At 59.8% G+C, this 18874-nt stretch carries 4 protein-coding genes; all 4 read right to left on the bottom strand.

All coding sequences use genetic code 11. The features are described 5' to 3' along the window. Positions 1–1097 precede the first annotated feature (1097 nt). The 4 genes from ltrA to JNN07_09210 all read right to left on the bottom strand — a co-directional run bounded on the left by ltrA (position 1098) and on the right by JNN07_09210 (position 18868). Entirely contained in the window at positions 1098–2474 is a 1377-nt protein-coding gene (gene ltrA / locus JNN07_09225; protein MBL9167908.1) for a group II intron reverse transcriptase/maturase, read from the bottom strand. 937 nt (positions 2475–3411) lie between these two features. Beyond that, positions 3412–5334: an Hsp70 family protein gene (locus tag JNN07_09220; protein ID MBL9167907.1), complete on the bottom strand. Its 1923-nt coding sequence runs from the start codon at positions 5332–5334 to the stop codon at positions 3412–3414. An 86-nt stretch (positions 5335–5420) separates the two neighbouring features. Further along, positions 5421–5969 carry a hypothetical protein gene (locus JNN07_09215; protein ID MBL9167906.1) on the bottom strand — a complete coding sequence of 183 codons (549 nt, stop codon included), beginning with the start codon at positions 5967–5969 and terminating at the stop codon, positions 5421–5423. After that, the gene (locus JNN07_09210; protein MBL9167905.1) at positions 5966–18868 is read right to left on the bottom strand and encodes a hypothetical protein; all 12903 of its coding nucleotides are present in this window, start codon (positions 18866–18868) and stop codon (positions 5966–5968) included. Before JNN07_09210 ends, JNN07_09215 begins: the two co-directional genes overlap by 4 nt. Positions 18869–18874 lie beyond the last annotated feature (6 nt).

Raw genomic sequence — 18874 nt, 5'->3', positions numbered from 1 at the left:
CCTTCAGTGCTGTCTGTCGAAGTCGAATACATGATTTGTGCCAGCGGGGTCTGTAACCTCATACCAGCCCGACCAATAACGCGGACGTACTACACGCGAATCCAGGTATCTGGCGGGCGCGAAGAACATCAACCCCAAATCACTCCTCATAAAACGAGGTCGGTAGGAACAGGAGACGGAAAAATACTCACTCGTACCTCCGTCATTACTTGGCTGGGCACCGCCGCGAGCTACCTTGCGCTGTGCGCTCAGGAAATATGCTATCAGATACAGTGCAAGGATGGTCGCACAGATCCCAACAAGCCATGCCCCTCCCTCAAGAACGGATCGACGTGCACTCATATAGCCCAACATTGTTCTTGAATGGCAACTCCCCGTGCCAGTTTATCCATTAACGGCCGGAGTATTGCGTCGTTATTATTTATTGGAAGGTACATTGCGTCGTGATGCCCATTGCTGGTTAGTGGCCACAGGACCGCCGATTTATCTATTATTGGCAGAATGGGGGCACAACTTGCCGTGAGGCTCGAGTGCAGGTGTCATCGCGACAGGGACTGTGGCTTTGATGACGATTACGATTACGAAGTAATACCGAATCGAACACCTGTCCTGCGTAGCCGGTCAAATCACTCGTCACTCGTCACTCGTCACTCCTGCAACGGAAGCGATTACGATTACGAGGAGAAGAGAGGAGGAAAAACCGGGAAAGGCTGCCGCCCTTGGGGTTCAGATCAATACTGACCCCATTTCTTGATTGGCACTCTCCGATGCCGCTTGCACCGTGATTGACTCCTCACCCGCCGCTCCGAACCGCACCCCGAGACACTACCTCGTCACTAAGACTCCTGCTGTGGGGATAACGATTTCCTCGGTCGCTCTTCTCTTAAGATCACACTACGCCGCGACGGACGGAATGTCGAGACGGAAGTCGTTGAAAATGAAGGGAACTCCGCTCGATGTGCGGGGACAAGCCGAGGGGGAATGTATTGCCCAGTAGAGTAGGAGCGGGGGGTTACCCCGCTCCCCTCGTTAAACCGTACATAGAGATTTCCACTATACGGCTTTCGTGCACATGCTTCGTCGGAAGCGTTCGCAGTTTACAGCGGTTTCAATCCTAGTTGTCGTACGAAAGCATACCAACTCATAGAGTGGGTTCGACCATACCCCCGCTGACTGCGCCGCTCCAGGTGCTTCTTCAGTCGTAGGGAGACGTAATGATTTATCTCCCGGAACTCCCGTCGGCAGAAGCCTATTTTGTAATAGTTCTTCCACCCATCCAGGTGTTCGTTGACTTCTTCGATGAGCGCTTTGGCCGGCTTGAAGCACTGCTTCGGGCCGGTAAGCTCTCGGAGTTTATCCCGTTCCTTAGCCATCGCTTTCTGCGACGGATACAGGTTCAGGTAGCGCCACGGCCGTCCCTTCAGATCCCACTCGTAACGAAAGCTATACCCCAGAAAGTCCAGAGTCTGGCCCTCGTCTTTGAGTTGAAGCGTCCGGGTCTTGTCGCGGTTGATCTCTAATCCAAGCCAGCCTTCCAGGCGTTCTTCTATCCACCCTTTGAGCTGCGCTCCCTGATACCGAGCCATCACCACGAAATCATCCGCATAGCGGACGAGTCGAGCTTTGGCCCAGTGCGCAGGACCCCCTTTGCGATGGAACACCGTATCAAACCAGTGCAAGTAGAGGTTGGCTAAAAGCGGGGAAATGACTCCCCCTTGCGGGGTGCCCTTGTCCCTCCTCGTGGGTGGCAGGTTCTTTCCCTCCTTGACCTCCACGATCGGTGCTTTGAGCCACATCCGTATCAGTCCCAGAACACTCCGATCCGAGACCCTCATTTCCACGCAAGCCATGAGCTTGTCGTGGGGGATACTGTCAAAGTATCCCTTCAGGTCCGCATCGTATATGTCCGTGAGCCCGTCCTTGATGTTCTGACGTATCTGTTCCAGCGCTTGGTGAGTTGACCGTTTCGGACGGAATCCATATGAACAGTCTTGGAAGTCCGCTTCGAATATCGGTTCGAGTATGAGGACTACAGCCATCTGAACGATCCGATCCTTCAGGGTCGGAATGCCCAGCGGCCTCATCTTCCCAGTGTTCCCTTTGGGTATGTAGACACGGCGCACCGGTTGGGCTCGGTAGCGCTTCTCCTGGAGTTCCTTTTGGATCTCTTGCAGAAACGCCTCTACCCCTCCGGGCTGCTGTTCTACCTTTTCACGAGTCATCCCATCGACTCCACTGGCCTTCTTATACCGCCCTACGTGTTTCCATGCTGCTGCCAGCACATCACTTCGGTAGATCCGGTCGTACAACGTGTAGAACCGAAACTTCGGTTCTTGCTTTGCCTTTTGACTGAGCTTCCATCGCAGGAGGTTAAGTTCGGTGGGCAGCAAATCGGGCTGGATCGGTTCTCGATCCAGGTATTCCCTGTCCTCGTCTTCGTAGTAGGGGTCTCCCCCAATCGGCTCTTCCTTCATTAATGTTGGCGTATGTGCACTAGAGCCCCTTTGCTCCACGGGCGTTACCCCGCTTCATCGCTACTACGGGCTCATCCGACTCCCATTCAAGCATCCCAGTCCAGTTATTGATTCCCGGAGGGACTTGCCGCACCCGGCGGCTGCTTGAGCGGGTCTCCCAATCGTCTTTGCAGTTCTTTCGATGCGCGCTCTCTCCTCTTACCCCGATCGGCTCGACAGGTGCTTCTATCCGTTTCTTCCCTATCGATTTTGGCTTCATCATATCCGGGAGACTGACCGCCGATATTTCGCGTAACGAGGCCTAACAGAGTTCACCCCTTTTAGGGATTAGGGCTCGCATCTTCGCTATCCAGGGCTTTCAGGCCCCTTCGCCTGGGTTGTCCAGACCGCTCCGTTTCGCGAGCTTCGTTGCCTCCGCTCGCCGGGCGTAACTTGATGGTCAACGGACATTTCACATCATCGATTCCTTTCATTCGATTAGAGACTGCTATCGTACTGGTGTAACCGGACCACGCGGATCACACGGAAAACGAGGGGATTCGAAGGAAGAAGAAAGGGCAAAGAAGGGTTCTGTATTTGTCCTTCCTCTCGTTCCCAAGCGCGTCCGTTGCGTCCATCGCGGTTTAAAACTCGGGCCCCTCCCCATCGGGACCTTCGTGGCTGCGTGGCTTTGTGCGAGAAAATCGGGGTTGACGGGAATGCGCCTGCAGCCCGACCAATGGTGCGGGGCAGGCTGGCGCTCGCTACAGAGGGATAGAAAGCGAATCGGCGATTACGATTACGATTACGATTACGAAGTAATACCGAATCGAACACCGGTCCTGCGTAGCCGGTCAAATCACTCGTCACTCGTCACTCCTCCGGGGATCTGTGATCCCCGGCTAATGTCTGCGAACCCGACGGGTTCGACACCCGAGACCTTCCACTCTCCCCCCCCTCACCCTTCGGAAGGCAAGGCTCCCCGCTTCTTAAGCATTTCTTCCATAGCCTGATTCATCATGTGATCAGCCAAGGGAAGCGTGACCTCCTGCAGGGCCGCGATGGCGGCCTTGAGCTTCTGAGGATCGCCGGTCTTGGTTCGTGGTTCTTCCTCGCCCAGCACCTGTTCAACCGCCTCCATGGCCCGCTCCAGCTGCTGGCGATAATCGGGATCTAAATCAGCGGCGTATTCAGCCATGCCCTTCCGAGTCGCCGAAAGATCAGTGCCAGCCTTCACCTTGGCCTCGATCCATTGTCGCGCGCGCAAATCGTCAAACGCATGAGCCACGGATTCCTCCACCATCTTCTGTACATCGGCGTCATCGACATCGACAGCACTGGTCATCTGAACGATTTTCTGTTTGCCCGTGCGAACATCGCGCGCCAGCACATGAAGAATTCCGTTGGCATCGATCTCGAACTGAACCCCCACGCGCGGCACGCCTTTGGGGGCTGGTTCGAATTCCAGCTCGAACTTCCCTAAACTCCAGTTGTCTTTGGATCGCTCGCGCTCTCCCTGAAGAACATGGATCAGCATGCTTTTCTGGTTGTCCACCGCGGTGGTGAACAACTCACCAGCCTTGATCGGGATGGTGGAGTTGCGGGGGATGATAACATTCATCAAGCCCCCGAAGGTTTCGATTCCCAGGGAAAGAGGAGTTACATCCAGGAGCAGCAGATTCTTGAATCCGCCGGAAAGAATCTCAGCCTGGATGGCAGCGCCCAAGGCCACCGCTTCGTCGGGGTTCTGAGAGGTGTTGAGCATCGGCCCCTCGACCTGATGGAACTCGGTGCCCAGACGAAGGTCGCCTCGCGCTTCGGAAAACTCAACGCAGCCAAACCATTCGGACACGAGCTGGCGCACCAGAGGCATGCGAGTCTGACCTCCGACCAGAATCACTTGATCCAGCTGCTTCGCCTCGAGCTTGGCATCGGCCAATGAACGCAGACAGTGCACTCGGGTGCGCTCCACGATGTCCCGGGTCAATCGTTCGAGTTCCGCCCGACTCAGGCGATACTGGAAACTGAACTCAGGCGTGAGAAACGGGAGCTGTATTTCAACTTCCGTCTCAGTGGAAAGCCGGATCTTGGCCTGCTCGGCCGATTCGCGCAGACGAGACATCATCCCCGGTGCAGCAGCAGCGTCCGGACCGCCTCCTGCTCGAATCTTGGAGGCCAGGAACTCCACGATTTTCTGATCCAGATCATCGCCTCCCAATCGGGTGTTGCCGTTCGTGGACAGGACCTGAAAGACACCATTGTTCATCTCCAGGATGGACAGATCAAAGGTCCCACCGCCGAGGTCGTACACGGCTATCCGCGAGTGCTCCTTGAGTTTATCCAGCCCATAGGCGAGAGCCGCAGCGGTGGGCTCATTCACAATCCGTTCCACCGTCAGTCCGGCCAATTCCCCCGCTTTGATGGTGGCGTTGCGCTGCGCATCGTTGAAGTAGGCAGGGACGGTGATTACCGCGCGCGTGACGGGCTCACCCAGGGAGGTCTCGGCGTCCCGCTTGAGTTTCTTCAGGATCTCGGCGCTGATCTCCTCCGGAGACCAAGCCCGGCCATGGATATCGATGGTCACGGATCCCGCCCCCTGGCCTCGAACCGGGTAGCTCATGACCAGCTCCTCCCGGGCCAGATCGGCGCCGCGTCGGCCCATGAACCGCTTGACCGAATACACCGTTTCGGAGGGTTTGAGCGCGCGCACACGACTGGCCGGATAGCCCACCACGGGTTCGGAGCCTGCTCCGGGCAGGTGAACGACCGATGGGGTGAGGCGTTGGCCCTCAGAGTCCGCCATCACGTAGGGAATGCCGCTCTCGACGATAGCGACGAGAGAGTTAGTGGTGCCGAGATCGATACCGACGATTTTGCTCATCACGAACAAGCATGCCAGGAACTCAGATGAGTGCAAGGGGCCGGATTTGATGGGGGGGGACGACTCGTCACCTCGTCGCCTACAGGCTACTTTTGACTCATGGCGATCCCACTGGGGGTGGAATAGACAGGATCGCCCTTGGTGGGAAAAAAGCGGGCTACCACCGTAAAGCCTTCCTTCTTTGGAACATGCTCCTCCCAACGAAGCGTCAAGCGATAGCCCACCCCCAACGAGGTTTGGGTCGAGAACCGTTTGAGCTCCTCCGGCTTCAGGCTCCAGACATGGAGTGGCTTGTTCGTGGCGCTCTTCTGCGCCGACAACACCCCATCCCACATCAGCACCTCGAGCCGGCCCTGGTTGATCGGAAGACCTTTGGCCTTCTCAGCCGTGCTGGCATAGACTCGAACCTCAAATCCGTCCGGCCCGGGCTGCGCATCCAGATCGAGAGCACTCGGCATGGTGAACAGGTGAAGCTCCTGAATGCGGCTGCTGGATCGAACGACCGCTCCATCCCGTTCGGCACCCGCTGCCGCGAGGGCAACCGTCAGCACAGCCGCCTGCAGGACACGCCCTAGCCCAACCCTGCCAAGGGAGAGTCGGGGCCCGATTCCTGACATGGAGGGCAAGGGGGTCACGGTTCGTTCTTCTGAATGGCTTTGGCATCCGTCTCCGAGCCGGAGGCTTTGTCCTTCTTCACCGGCGGAAACAATGGATCCAACAGCTGTTGCTGCAGAGCGTCGCGCTTGATCTCATCCTTGATGCGCGACTTGTCCAGATGATCGCGCGTCATCTCGTGCGGGGTCATCGCTCGCGAAATGGCCAAGTTAGGCTCATTCACCAGCACCTGAGGGGTCAGCAGAATCAGCAGCTCCTTCCGGTCGCGGGCGGTCTTCGTGCTGCGGAACAGGGAGCCGATCCACGGAATATCACCCAGCAGTGGCATTTTCTTCACTCGCTTATCGTCCGTGGTGGCGATGAGGCCCCCGATCAGAATGCTTTGGCCGCTCTGCACGGTGACGGTGGTATTGGCGCGCCGTTGGTTGAGGATGGGAATCCTCGCGTCGGCGTTGATCTCGACCACCGCGCTGCTGATGGCACTATTGGTGGTTCCGATCTCCATCTTCACGAACCCGTCCGGGCTGATTTTGGGCGTGACCGACAGGATGATGCCCACGTCCTCGTACCCGTAGGTGTTTACCGTGGTGCCGGCGGTGCTGACGGTGGATCCGGTGATGGTGGGCACCCGCTGCCCCACATTGATCGTGCCTGGCTTATTGTCACCCGTAACGATTTGAGGACGACTCAGCACTTCCAGTCGACCCTCGTCCTTCAACGCCCGCAACAGGAAGGTGAAATCGCTGCCGGTCACTGCGGTCGAGTATCCCCCGAAATTCTTGACCTGGTTGGCGACGCCGAAATCAGTTCCCAGTTTGTAATTCGCCTCGCCGACCTTGCCGTTCTGCGTCCATTCCATCCCCAGCTCACTGAGTGAATCAAGGGTGATCTCGGCCAGCAGAACCTGGATCAGAACCTGGTCCTGGGCCTTATCCAGCTCGAGAATAATCATATGAATCTGATCGAAGTAACGGGGATTGGCGGAGATCAACAAGGTATTGCTCACCGGTTCGGCTACCACCGCAACTTCTCGCTCCAGGAGACGCTGAGCGGTACCAACGGCATCAGCGCCCAGGACCTGGGTGACTCGCTGGCGTTCCTGATCCAAAAACCCGCGGAGAGCGGTGGCCACTTCCGTGGCCTGAGTGTTCTTCATTCGCACCAACTCGGTCTTCCGCTCATTCGCGGGGGTGGCGTCCAAGGACTCGATGATCTCGGACACGAGCTTCACGTAGTGATCGGTGCCGCCAACCAGCAGACTATTGGTCCGGGGATCGACCGTGACGGTGAGTGCATTCTGCTCGGCCGTGCCGAGAGTTGCCGAAGCCAGCGATTCCTCAGCTCCACTGACTCCGGACTCGGTGCTGGCGGAGCGAACCAGAGTGTATTGAATCGATCGGGCATTCCCCTGCCCCACGGCCGGGGTCATGCGAAACAGCTGCATGAGCAGCTGCGACATTTGATGCGCGTCCGCGTTCTGCAGGGCAAACACCTTGATCTTCGCCTCCTGAGGCGAGCTGGCGTCCAGCCGTCCGATGATCTGCTCAATCAGGCCCATGTAGTCCACCGGACCGCTGACAATCAGGGAGTTCATCCGCGAGTCCGGCGTGATCATCACCGCCTCCTTCAAGGCGGCGCTGATCAATTCCTTCCCTTCGGTGGTCCGGGTGATGAATTGGAGCACCGACTGGGCATTCGGGCTCTGCTCAGTCAAGGGAACGGGCTTGGTATTGAGCGCGGTGTTCAGAATCCCGGATAGGGACTCCGCCTTGGCATACTTCAAGGGGAAGACCTTGATCTCGCTGACCCGCGCCACCTGCTCGGTATCCAGCTTCTTCACCAGGTCGCCGACCCGCTTGGCGTCAACTTCTCCGCAGGAGACGATGATGGCATTGATCCGCTCATCGGCATTGACCGTCACCGGCAGATTGGCCAGGGAGGCCGCAGGATCGGTATTCGAATTGCTGTCCCGGAACAGGCCCTGGACAACTTGAGCAACCCGTCGAGCATCCGCTTTGGCCAGCGGGAAAACGTGAATAGCGAGCCCACTCTCGGCCGGCTCACTGTCGAGCCGCTCGATGAGCGACTCCACGGTGCTGAGATCGTCGACCGAAGCCGCCACCAAGAGCGCATTGACCCAGGAATCGGCCACAATGGTAATCGGGTCGAGCGGCTCGCCCTTCACCTTCACCGGACGATTGGCCACTACACGTTGCAGCGTGGGTTGCAGTTTGGTGGCGGTCGCCTTCTTGAGCGGAAACACCTTGAAATTCAGTCGCGCAAACACGCTCTCCCCGTCGAGTTGAGGCAGGATGCGCTCGATGACATCAAATGCTTCCTTGCCGCCGGTGACGAGCAGGGTGTTGACCCGGTCATCGGCGATGATCCCCACCGGAATCGAACGCGCATTGGCATTCAGCACCACCGCATCCCCCGCCCGCTTGGCAGTGAAAAACTGTTCCAATGAATTGGCCAAGGAACTCGCCCTGGCCTTCTTTAAGGCATAAAGACGGACATTGGTGGAGTCCGTGAAGTCCTTGGAGTCCAGCTTGCGAATGACTTCGCGAACGATGGCCAGATTCTCTGGACTCGCGCTTACCAGCAGCGTGTTGCTGCGCGGGTCGACGCTGATCGCCAGCGCGTCACGAGGCGAGTTGCTCCTCAGGGAGGCGCCCGGAGGCAGACCGGGACGATACAGCCCCTGATCCACCAGCGACTTGAGCAGGGCCGATACGCGCTGGGCGTCGGCGAACTGCAGCGTGAAGGTTTCCATCACCCCGCCCGCGATGCTGGGTTCCACGTCCAGCTTCTGCAGCAAGCCCTGCATGAGTTCCAGATTCTCCTTGCTGGCGGAAACAATGAGCGCGTTGTTCAGCGAATCGGCCTCCACCTTGATTTGCTCGCTGGGTAGGGGTTGCTGGCCAGGCAAGTTCTGGGCTTTCATCCGAGCCGCGAAAATGTTCTCGATCAGACTCGCGACGCGGGCGCTGTCGTTGTGCTTCAAAGGCAGCACGGTCAAGGTCAGCGACGGATTCTCCGCCTTGGCATCGAGCCGCTTGAGCAGGTCGTCGATCGAGACATTATCTTCCTGGTTGGCGGTCACCAAGAGGCTGTTGCTGCGCGGATCGGCCATGATGATGGGACGGCGGCGCTGGACATCGCTGCTGCGGGCCGCGGCATAGCGCTGCTCGAACAGGGAGGTGAGGGTGGAGGCCATGACGCGGGCATCGGCCTGGGCAAGCGGGATGATGCGGATGCGACCGCTCAGGGCCGGCCCCGCCTTGTCCAGCTGCTTGGCCAGCGATTCCACCATCTCAAAGCTATCCTTCGTTCCTCCAACCAGCAGCGAGTTGCTACGCTCGTCCGCCATGATGATCACTTTCAGCAGATCCGTCTGCCCCTTGTTGAGACTCGCGCGCTGGGTGAGTCGGGCATCCATGAGACGTTGGAGGGTGCCAGACACGGCCGCCGCATCCGAGTTTTCCAAGGGGATAATCCGAATGTCGCGCAGATCGAAGCTCAGCTTTTGATCCAGCTGCGCCAGCAATCCTTCGATGACCCCGAAGCTCTTGCCGTTGCCCGCCACAATCAGCGCTCCCGTGCGCTCGTCGACCGAAATCACCGGCTTGTCCTCCGTGCGCAGGCTGGCGGCGCGAGCGCCCGTGTAAAGCTCGTTGAGGATTCGCTGAACCGCCGTGGGATCCGCATGGTTTAGTGGATAGATGCGGACCGTCTCCAAACCGGAGGCCGCGGGGATATCCAGCTGATCGATCACGTCGGTGATCAAAGGCAGCATGTCGCTGCGCGCGGCGATCACGAGGATATTGGAGAGGTCATCCGCCTGCAGCACCATCGCCGCGCGGCTCTTGGCCGTCTGGCTCGTCTGGGAGGCAGCGGCATCCTTAACCGTGCGCAACCGCGTCACCTGCGTGCTCAGCCCCTCGGTTCCAGGAACAGCGGCTCCTTCCGTGAAGACGGATTGGAGCAGCGGGAGGAGCCGCGTCGCCGAAGCGTGTTTCAAACGGAACAGTTTGACTTCGGTCACGAACCGCTCAATCGGCTGGTCCATGTCGTTGATGATTTTAACCGCCAGATCCAGGGTTTCCTTCTGACCACTGAGAATGAGCGTGTTGCCCCGCGGATCGATCGACACATTGAACGGGTTCGTCAACGCTTTCCCGGTCTGGCCCTCAGGCTGCCCCGACGCTCCATTCGGCCCGGTCGCCAGCTGGCGACCTTGGGTGAACACGGTGGTCAAGGTCTGAGAAACGCTATTCGCATCGGCGTTCTTTAGCGAAATTAGCCGAACCTCAACCCCTTCCAGCACGGCGGAGGTATCGAGAGTGGCCACGACAGCGGACAGAGCCTTCAGGTTATCCGGCGTGGAGGTGAGGATCAGACGATTGCCGCTGCCGCTGGCGGCGGAAACTTTGATCGGCTTGGTCAGGTCCAGAAGGATGGTTTCCCCCGCTTCGTTCACTACTTTCAACCGGCGCACCTGCTCCTGCAGTTCCTTGGCCTCCGGCCCCCATTCGCCTTGAGCTCCGGGCTTCAGCATTCCTTCGAGGATCTGGCTGAGCGGACCAGCACTGGCCTTCTTGAGAGCCACAACCAACACTTCCGCCTCCATGTAGGACGAGGGCGTGTCGAGCGACCGAATCATCCTCTCAACCTGCTCGATAACCGCCTCGCGCGCTACCACCATCAGACTGTGCGATCGCGCATCGACGCTGACGGTCAACGGTTCTCCGGGACGGCTAACCTGGAGCTGCGCCACCATCTGTTGAACGAGCGGCTGCACTTTCTCGGGAGGGGCGTTCGTCAGGCGGATCAGGCGGAAAGCCACCTGAGTTCCCAGACTGCCGACATCCAATTGCTTGATGATCGACTCGATCAGCGCGAAGTCCGTGGGGCGTGCCCGAACAATGATGCTGTGGGTGCGGGAATCGGGCACGATGGTGATCTGGTGCTGGGGGGGAGTTGCGACGCGCGGGCCGCCCTGCCGATTCTGGTTCGGCTCGGGCTCCTGTCGGAGCAGATTGGTCAAGGTGCGAGCTACCACAATGGCATCCGCTTCCTTCAGGGGAAACAGCCGGAACTCGGACTCGTTGCCGCTGAAGTTATAGGAAAGGTCATTGATAATGCGATCGAGGTTGTCCAGCTCCTGAGCAGGACCAGACAAGACCAGGGCGTTGGCAATTTTGTCGACCGCGATGACCACCTCGGGGGCGCTAGCCTCAGGTTTATTCTCGGCCGAGGGTGGGGCGGGCTGAGGGTTGGGAGCCGGCGGAGCGGGCTGAGGCGCCGCTCCGGGAGTAGGTGTGGCTTCCGCCTTGGGTGGTGCCACCCGTTCCACCACGCGCACTTGGCCATTCGCCATCTGGGGATAGATGTTCTGCAACATCTTGGCCATCTGCTCGGCCGAAACGCGATCCAGAGGTCGCAGCCGCACCTGCTGATTGGAATCCTTGGAGCTGTCATCCAGACGCGTGATGAGGTCCTGCACCTGGGCAATATCCCCGCTGCGGCCGATGATCGTAATGGAATTGTTGAACCCATCAGCCTCCATCACCGGACGATCCGACTGCGGCCGGCTTTCAAAGACCGCCTCGAGCTTGGAGATGACATCGTAAGCCTTCGCCTTCTTGAGCCAGACAAACTGAACATCACGTTCTGATCGCTCCGGTTTCTTATCCAGGGTGGGCAAGAGCTTCTCGAGGACTTTGAAGTGAGCGGAATTTCCCGAGACGATGAGGCTGTTGGAACGGTCATCGATGCTGATGGTGGGATTGACCAGCCGGCCGGCATTCATGGCTCGGCGCTGACGGGTCGCGTTCAACAGCAGCTGATCGAGCACTCCCCTGATCTCCTTGGCGTTGCCATTCTCCAGCTTATAGATGCGGACCTCGATCTCGGTGTCGGCGCTTTCACTGTCGAGTTCCTTGATCAGTTTGAGCACGTCCGGCAAGGCGTCGTTCGGACCATTAAGCAGGAGGCTATTGGCTCCCGAAACCGCGGTCACGCTGACCCGATGCATCGCGCTCTGCGGCACTTGGCTGGCAATCGATTTGGTCACCGCATCCGCAAGGTCCTCCGCCCGGCCCTTCGTGAGGTGCACGGCCTGGATGGACGTTTTGCTGTCGGCCTCCGCCTTGTCCATGGTCTTCACCAACTCCTCAACCTTGGTCAGCATGGGAGCAGTCGCTTCCACCACCAAAGTCCGGTCATCGCCGCTGGGGCTGACCACCAGGCGCTCGCCCATCTCGGTGCTGGCGACCTGGGGTGCATAGAGTTGGGAGACCAGACTGGCAATCGCCCGAGCGGAGTTGCGCTGCAGCAGGATCACACGCAGCTGTCGGCCGGCGCCTTCGCCCGCCTCCTGGAGCTTGCCCACGATTTCCTCAATCAGCTTCAGCTGGGTTTCGTTCGCCGTGATGATGAGCCGGTTGCTGAGGTCATCGCCCATGATCAACGCGTCCGCACCGGTCTTGGGTCGCCCTTTAAGCTGATCTTCATAGAGCTGCTTCACCCGCCGAGACACTTCGGCAGCGACCCCGGACTTCAGCGGAATGATCCGCATTTGACGCTGTTCTTGCGCGGCGGTCCCATCCATCTGTTCGATGATCACGGCCGCCGACTGAATGTCCTTGGGTTCACCCGCCACGATCACCAGATTGTTCTGCGGGTCCGCCCCCACGCTCACCCGGGGCACCTTGGTGCCGTAGGGGGTGATCTGGACCAGCGCGGCCGAGAGCACACTCGACACCTGGTCCGCCTGCGCGTTCTTCAGGGTAAAAACCCGCGTGCCGCCCGTTTTGGCGCTCACCTTGTCGAGCTTCGTGATGATCGACTCGACGGATGCCAATTCGTTGCTCCCTGCCGAAACCACGATGCGATTCGCCGCGGCGTCAGGAAGAATCGTGGCCTGCTGGCCAATGGGCACTGCCCGGGATTTAAGCTGCTCCTGATAGAGCGACTTGACGGTGGTCACCAACTCCGCCGCCGAGCTGCTGTTCAAATCGTAGACCCGCGTGTCACGCGGCTCCTGATTGGTCGTCGGGGTGTTCAGGGAGGCAAAGATTGTCTCGATCTCCTTCAAATGATTGGTCCGGGCGGTGATGATGAGCCGGCCATTTTTGACATCCGACAGGATCGTGGCATCGGCCGGATCCCCGGCGTCCTTACCCTTCCAGCGTTCCTGGTACAGCTGTTGGACCAACGGTTGGATCCGCTCCAACTCGCCCACCTGCCCCACTTCGAACATCTTGGTTTCGCGAGGTTGCGACGCAATCTGGTTGGTCGAAAGGTCGGTGGCGATCTGCTCGAGCAGGCTCAGCTGTTTATCGGTGCCGGTGAGAATGAGCTGGTTGCTCGGGGTATCCTCCATGATGAGGGGATCGGTGGAGGAAAGCTCCGGAAGGTTCTTCGCCTGATCCTGGTAGACTTGGCGGACCTTGGTGGCCAGTTCAGCGGCACGACCCGCCTTCACCGCTAGAACCTTCATTCGGCGTTCCGGCTGGGCCCCGAGCGAGGCATCCAGCTGTTCGATGATCACCGAGGCGGACTGCAGCTCCTTGGGATCGCCGGTGGCGATGAGGGTGCGCGTCTTGGAATCCACGACCACGGAAACGCGTTTCTGCGTGCGGCCATAAGCGTCGTAGCGCACCAGGGCGGTGCCGAGGATCTCAACCACCTTGTCGGGATCCGCGGACTTGAGCTTGAAGACCCGGGCCGTGGCGCTCTGGGCGCTGACCTTGTCGAGCTTCTTGATGATGTCTTCGACCACGTCGAGTTCGTTGGTGGAGGCGGTGATGATCAGGCGATTGGCGCTGCCATCGGGCAGGATCAGCGTATCGGCGGCTCCAGAGGCAGGCCGGGATCTGGACTGCTCCTGATAGAGAGTGCGCACCGTGACGGCGAGTTCGACGGCGCTGGCGGTGGTGAGGTCGTAGATGCGGGTGTCCCGAGCCTCGGTCTGGGCCTTGTTCCCTCGCAGCTGACCCAGGATGGCCTCGATCTCGACAATCTGATTCGTGCGGGCGGTCACAATAAATCGGCCGTTCTTGGCATCAGGCAGAATCTGGGCGTCGGCCGGGTCACTGGCATCGCGGTTCTTCCAACGATCCTGATAGAGCTGCTGTACCAGAGGGAGCAGGCGATTCATCTCCTCCACCGAACTGAGCTCCAACAACTTGGTCTCGCGAGGGGCTTGGAGGTTCTGGGAAGCTTGCAGGTCCGAAAGAATGCGATCCGCCAAGGCCAGCTGCCCCTCATTGCCGGCGAGGATCAGCTGATTGCTGGGGGATTCTTCCAGGATCAGGAGATCGCTGGTCGTCAGCTCCGGCTGGCTGCGAACTTGATCCGCGTACAGCTGACGCAGTCGTCCCGCGACCTCGGCGGTGCGCCCGTGCTTCAGAGTGATGACCTTCATCCTCCGCTCCGGCTGCGCTCCCAGCGATTGGTCCAGCTGTTCAATAATTACCGAGACTCCCTGGAGCTCCTTGGGATCCCCCGTCACGATCAAGGTGCGTGTTTTGGAGTCGACCGACACCGTGGCCCGCTTCTGGGGACGTCCGTAGGCGTCAAAGCGAATCAGGGACGTGGTGAGAATCTCCGCGACCTTCTCAGGTTCTGCCGATTTCAGCTTAAACACCCGGGCCGTTGCGCTCTGGGCGCTGACCTTGTCCAACTTCTTGATGATGTCTTCCACCACATCCAACTCGGCCAACTCTGCTACAACAATCAGCCGGTTGCCTCCCACATCCGGCATAATCAGGGTGTCGGGACCGGCGGGGCCAAAGCGGCTCTTCGATTGTTCCGTATAGAGCGATCGGACGGTCACGGCGAGTTCCGTGGCGCTGGCAGTGCTGAGATCAAAGATGCGCGTGTCGCGGGCCTCAGGCTTGGCCTTTCCCGTTCCGATCTGTTGCAGAATGGCTTCGATCTGCTTGAGATGATCCGGCTTGCCCGTGACAATCAGCCGGCCGGTCTTCGCATCCGCGATGATCTGAGCATCGGCTGGGTCCGACTCCGAATGGTCCTTCCACTGATCCTGATACAGCTGCTGAACGAGTGGCTGCAGTCGCTGCACATCGCTGGCCGATCCCACCTCAAAGGTTCTGGTCTCACGGACGGCTTGATTGGTGACGCTCCCCACCTGGAGCCGACTGATGATCTCCTCGATTCCCTTGAGCTGATCGGCCCGGGCTGAAACGATGATGCGGCCGGTGCGACCGTCCGTAATCATCTGGGCGTCAGGAGCGCCCAGATCGGGGTTGCTCGCGACCTGATCGCGGTAGAGCTGCTGGGCCAGCGGAAGAACCCGCTGAGCCTCCACGCTCCGGCCCACATCGAAAATCTTGGTCTCGCGGGGCGATCGTGCCGAGCTGGCCAGCGTGTCAACGATCTGGCGGATGGAGGCAGCCTGTTCCTTGGTGCCATAGACCATGATGCGGCTTCCCGTCGCATCCGGGTAGAGCGTCGCCGGCTTGATGGTCTTGCCCTGGGATTGCTCGGAGTAAATCTGACTGACACGGCCAAACACCTCCGTCGCGCTGGCGTTCTTCACCTCGACGGACTGCAATTCCCGCACCCCCTGATCCGGTTTGGAGTCGAGCGTCGAGATCACGGTCTCGACCTGGGTCATCATGGTCGCCGGAGCCAAAACAATCAGCCGCTTTCCAGCCGGTTCGGCGGTGATGTTGATCAGGCCGCTGGTGGACCGACCTGGATTTTGAGCCGCAAAAACCTTGAGCGTCAGGGCGGCCAGCGCATCAACATCCTCCGACTTCACGTCAAAGATCTTCAAGACCCGTTCCTTCCCGGAAGTTTCGCCGTCGAGCTTCTCGATGACCGAGCCGACATCCTGAAGGTCCGCACGAGTTCCGGAGATGATGAGCGCGTTGGACTTGTCATCGGCGGTCACGGTCACCCGGCGAATCGCCTGCCCGCGCGCGTCAAAACGGAGCATGGCGTTGGAAACAATGGGCGCGAGCATGGCGGCATCGGCCATGTTCAGTTTAAAGACCCGGGCGCCCGGCGCCTGCTCCGGGGCCTGATCCAGCTGTTGGACCAACTCGGCGATCTGGCCGATCTCTTCCTGACCCCCCGTCACGATGATGCGGTTCGCGGTCGTGTCGGGAACAATCTTGGTCTGGGTGACATAATCCGCCCCGCGCTTGTCCTTGACCATTTCCGTGAAGAGGCTGTTGACCATCGGGGAGATCGCGGTGGCGTCGGCAGACTTCAATTCAATGATCCGCAGTTCCCGTGGCCCGGCGGTGGCACGGGTGTCCAGCTGCTGGATGATTTGGGAGGCGGCTTCCACCGCGCTCGAGTCACCGGAAATCACCAGGCTGTTGCTCCGCGCATCCACCATGACGCGGACCTGCTGTTGCTGGTTGTTCAGGCTCTTCTCGATGATCCCAACCAAGTCGGCGGCCGAGGCGCTCTTCATCCGGATCACCCGGGTTTCCTCCTTGGTCCCGCGCTTGGTGTCGGGATCCAGTTGACGAATGATCGCCTCCACCCGGCTGATCTCCGTGTCGGGTCCGCTGATCATCACCCGATTGTTTTTGGGCTCGGCTATCACGGTGGCCGTGCCCCCGGCGGGCTCGGGCTGACCACGGATTTGCTCCTGATAAAGCTGCTGGACCAGCGGGGTCAGCTCGGCGGCTGTGCGGCTGTGCAACTCGACGCCGCGAAACTGGCGCGGGGCGGCCGAGGCAACCGTCACATCAAACTGTTTGACGAGTGTGCGGATGCGCTCCACGTCCCGCTGGGAGGCCAGGACGATGATCTGCTTGCCGGTCGGATCGGACATCAGCGACGGCGCAGGCTGGGACGGGTCGTCGTTCATCTGCGACACAAACTGATTCACCAGGGGGATGACCTCACTGGCAGGTTTGGCCTGCAGCTGGATGATGTTCAGTTCGCGTTTAGGCTTGTCCGGAGTGACATCCACCACACCCACGATCTGCTCCAGCTCGCGTAACTGGTCGTCCGTGGCGGTGACCAGCAGGCGGTTGTTGGGAACATCGGCGATGATGGAAGGCTTCGGCAAATCCTGAAACCGCTTCTCGGTCATCCGTTCATTGACCAGGTTCTGGAGACTGGCGAGAGCCGTTTCAGCGCGAACGTTGCGAAGCGTGACGATTTGCAGTCGGCGCGCCTGTGGCTGCGGACGATCCAGGCGCAGCTGACGAATCAGCTCCTCAATCCGACTCAAATGATCCTCGCTGGCGGTGACGATCAACCGGCTCGAGTCCACATCGGTAAGAATCTTGGCGTGAGCGCCCGGGCTAAAGGCTCCGTCGCTGACCTGATTCCGATACAACTGCTCCACCAAGGGCAGCAAGCGCTTGGCTTCAGCAGAACTACCCACATCGATGAAGCGGGTCAGCATCCGGGTAGGTTGGCTGGTGCCAGTCTCGAGTTGCGTGACAATGTCGCCCGCCACTTGCAAGTCAGTCGGGCTGCCGCTCACCACCACGCTTTGGCTGCCAGCGTCGAAGCTGATGCTCGCCGTGCTGGTGACCTGCCCCGAAGCCGATCGACGGGTCAGGGCTTGGGTTAGGATCTGGGCGAGATTGGTGGCTTCCGCCGCGCGCGGGCGGAAGACGCGGGTGAGCTGAACCGTTTGCGAGCGGAGCGGGACATTCGCATTGCCGACCTGCCCATGCACCGGCTTGTCGACCCGGTTGATCAACTGCTCGATCTGCTCCAACTGCCCCGGAATGGGCGCGGCGACGATCAGCCGGTTCTGGTTGGTGTCCGTGATGAGCCTAGCCTTGGTCGCAGCCGTGCTGGCATTGTCCCCCGGAGCGGCGATGCCTGGGACCGCCTGCCGAATGACGTTGGCGAGATCCTCCGCCTTGATGGTCTGAGGATAGTAGATGCGCACGTCGCCCCCCGGGCCGTCCTTCTGTTCAAAGCGATTGATCAGCTCTTCGGCGAGGGCGATACGCTCGCGTGGCCCGAACAGCACCATGGTCCGCGACGCATCATCGTAGACCGCCGTGATGTAGTCATTCGGATCCGCCGGCAGCACCTCCATGGCCTTGGTCGTGGGGTTGTAGGTGGTGCGCTTGGGTGCGGTGGCGATGCCGAAGGTGCGGTTCAATAGATCCGACACGATCGCTCCCGAAGCGTGCAGCAGGGTGTAGGTCTTCATCTGCCGATCCACGGTCGCCTCCGTGTCGATCGTGGCGAGAAGCGTGCGGATTCGCTGGATATTGGACAGCCGGTCGGTCACGATCAGTCCCCTTCCCCGCGACAACGGCGCAACGGATCCGGCATTCGACAGCATGGAAGCGATCGACTCCCCGATCTCCTTCGAGTCGAGGTTCTTCACATCGAGCACCACGGTCACCACTTCACCCGGGCGGACATCGCCGGTGGAATCGACCCCGCGGAGGATGCGAATCGGCATCGATGGCAGTTCACGGAACGGGACAAGTCGGAGGTAGTTTCCGGACTCGATCAGCATGACACCCTTCATGGACAACACGAGGTTGAGCGTGTCCAGCGCTTCTCCGTAGTTATAAGGGTTCGGGTCGTTGTAAGTCAGAGTCCCCACGACGTTCGTGTCGGTAACCAAAGGCTTGTTGGCCATTTGAGCGAACCGTTCGATCACATCGGTGTACGGAATCCCATCAAATTGGAACCGGATATTCCGCGCGGCGGGATTGAGCGCCGGCGCAGTGGCCGGCGCGGCAGCCGGAGGCGGGGTGGCAGCGGCGGATGCCGGTGCGGCGGCAGCGGATGCTGGCACGGCCGCCTGGCCGATGGCCTTGTCGATCCAGGTGCCCAGCAAGGCGGCGGCGAGCAGCAGGCTGTTGAAGCGCGCGCGCTCAGCCCCGGGAACGGAGCAGCAGGACGAGAGCGGGGAACTCTCGCGGATCTCGATGTCGTTTTTCATAGCAGC

Source organism: Verrucomicrobiales bacterium (genome assembly GCA_016793885.1).
In the GTDB taxonomy this organism is placed as follows: Bacteria; Verrucomicrobiota; Verrucomicrobiia; order Limisphaerales; family UBA11320; genus UBA11320.
This window is presented reverse-complemented; position numbering and strand designations above follow the sequence as displayed.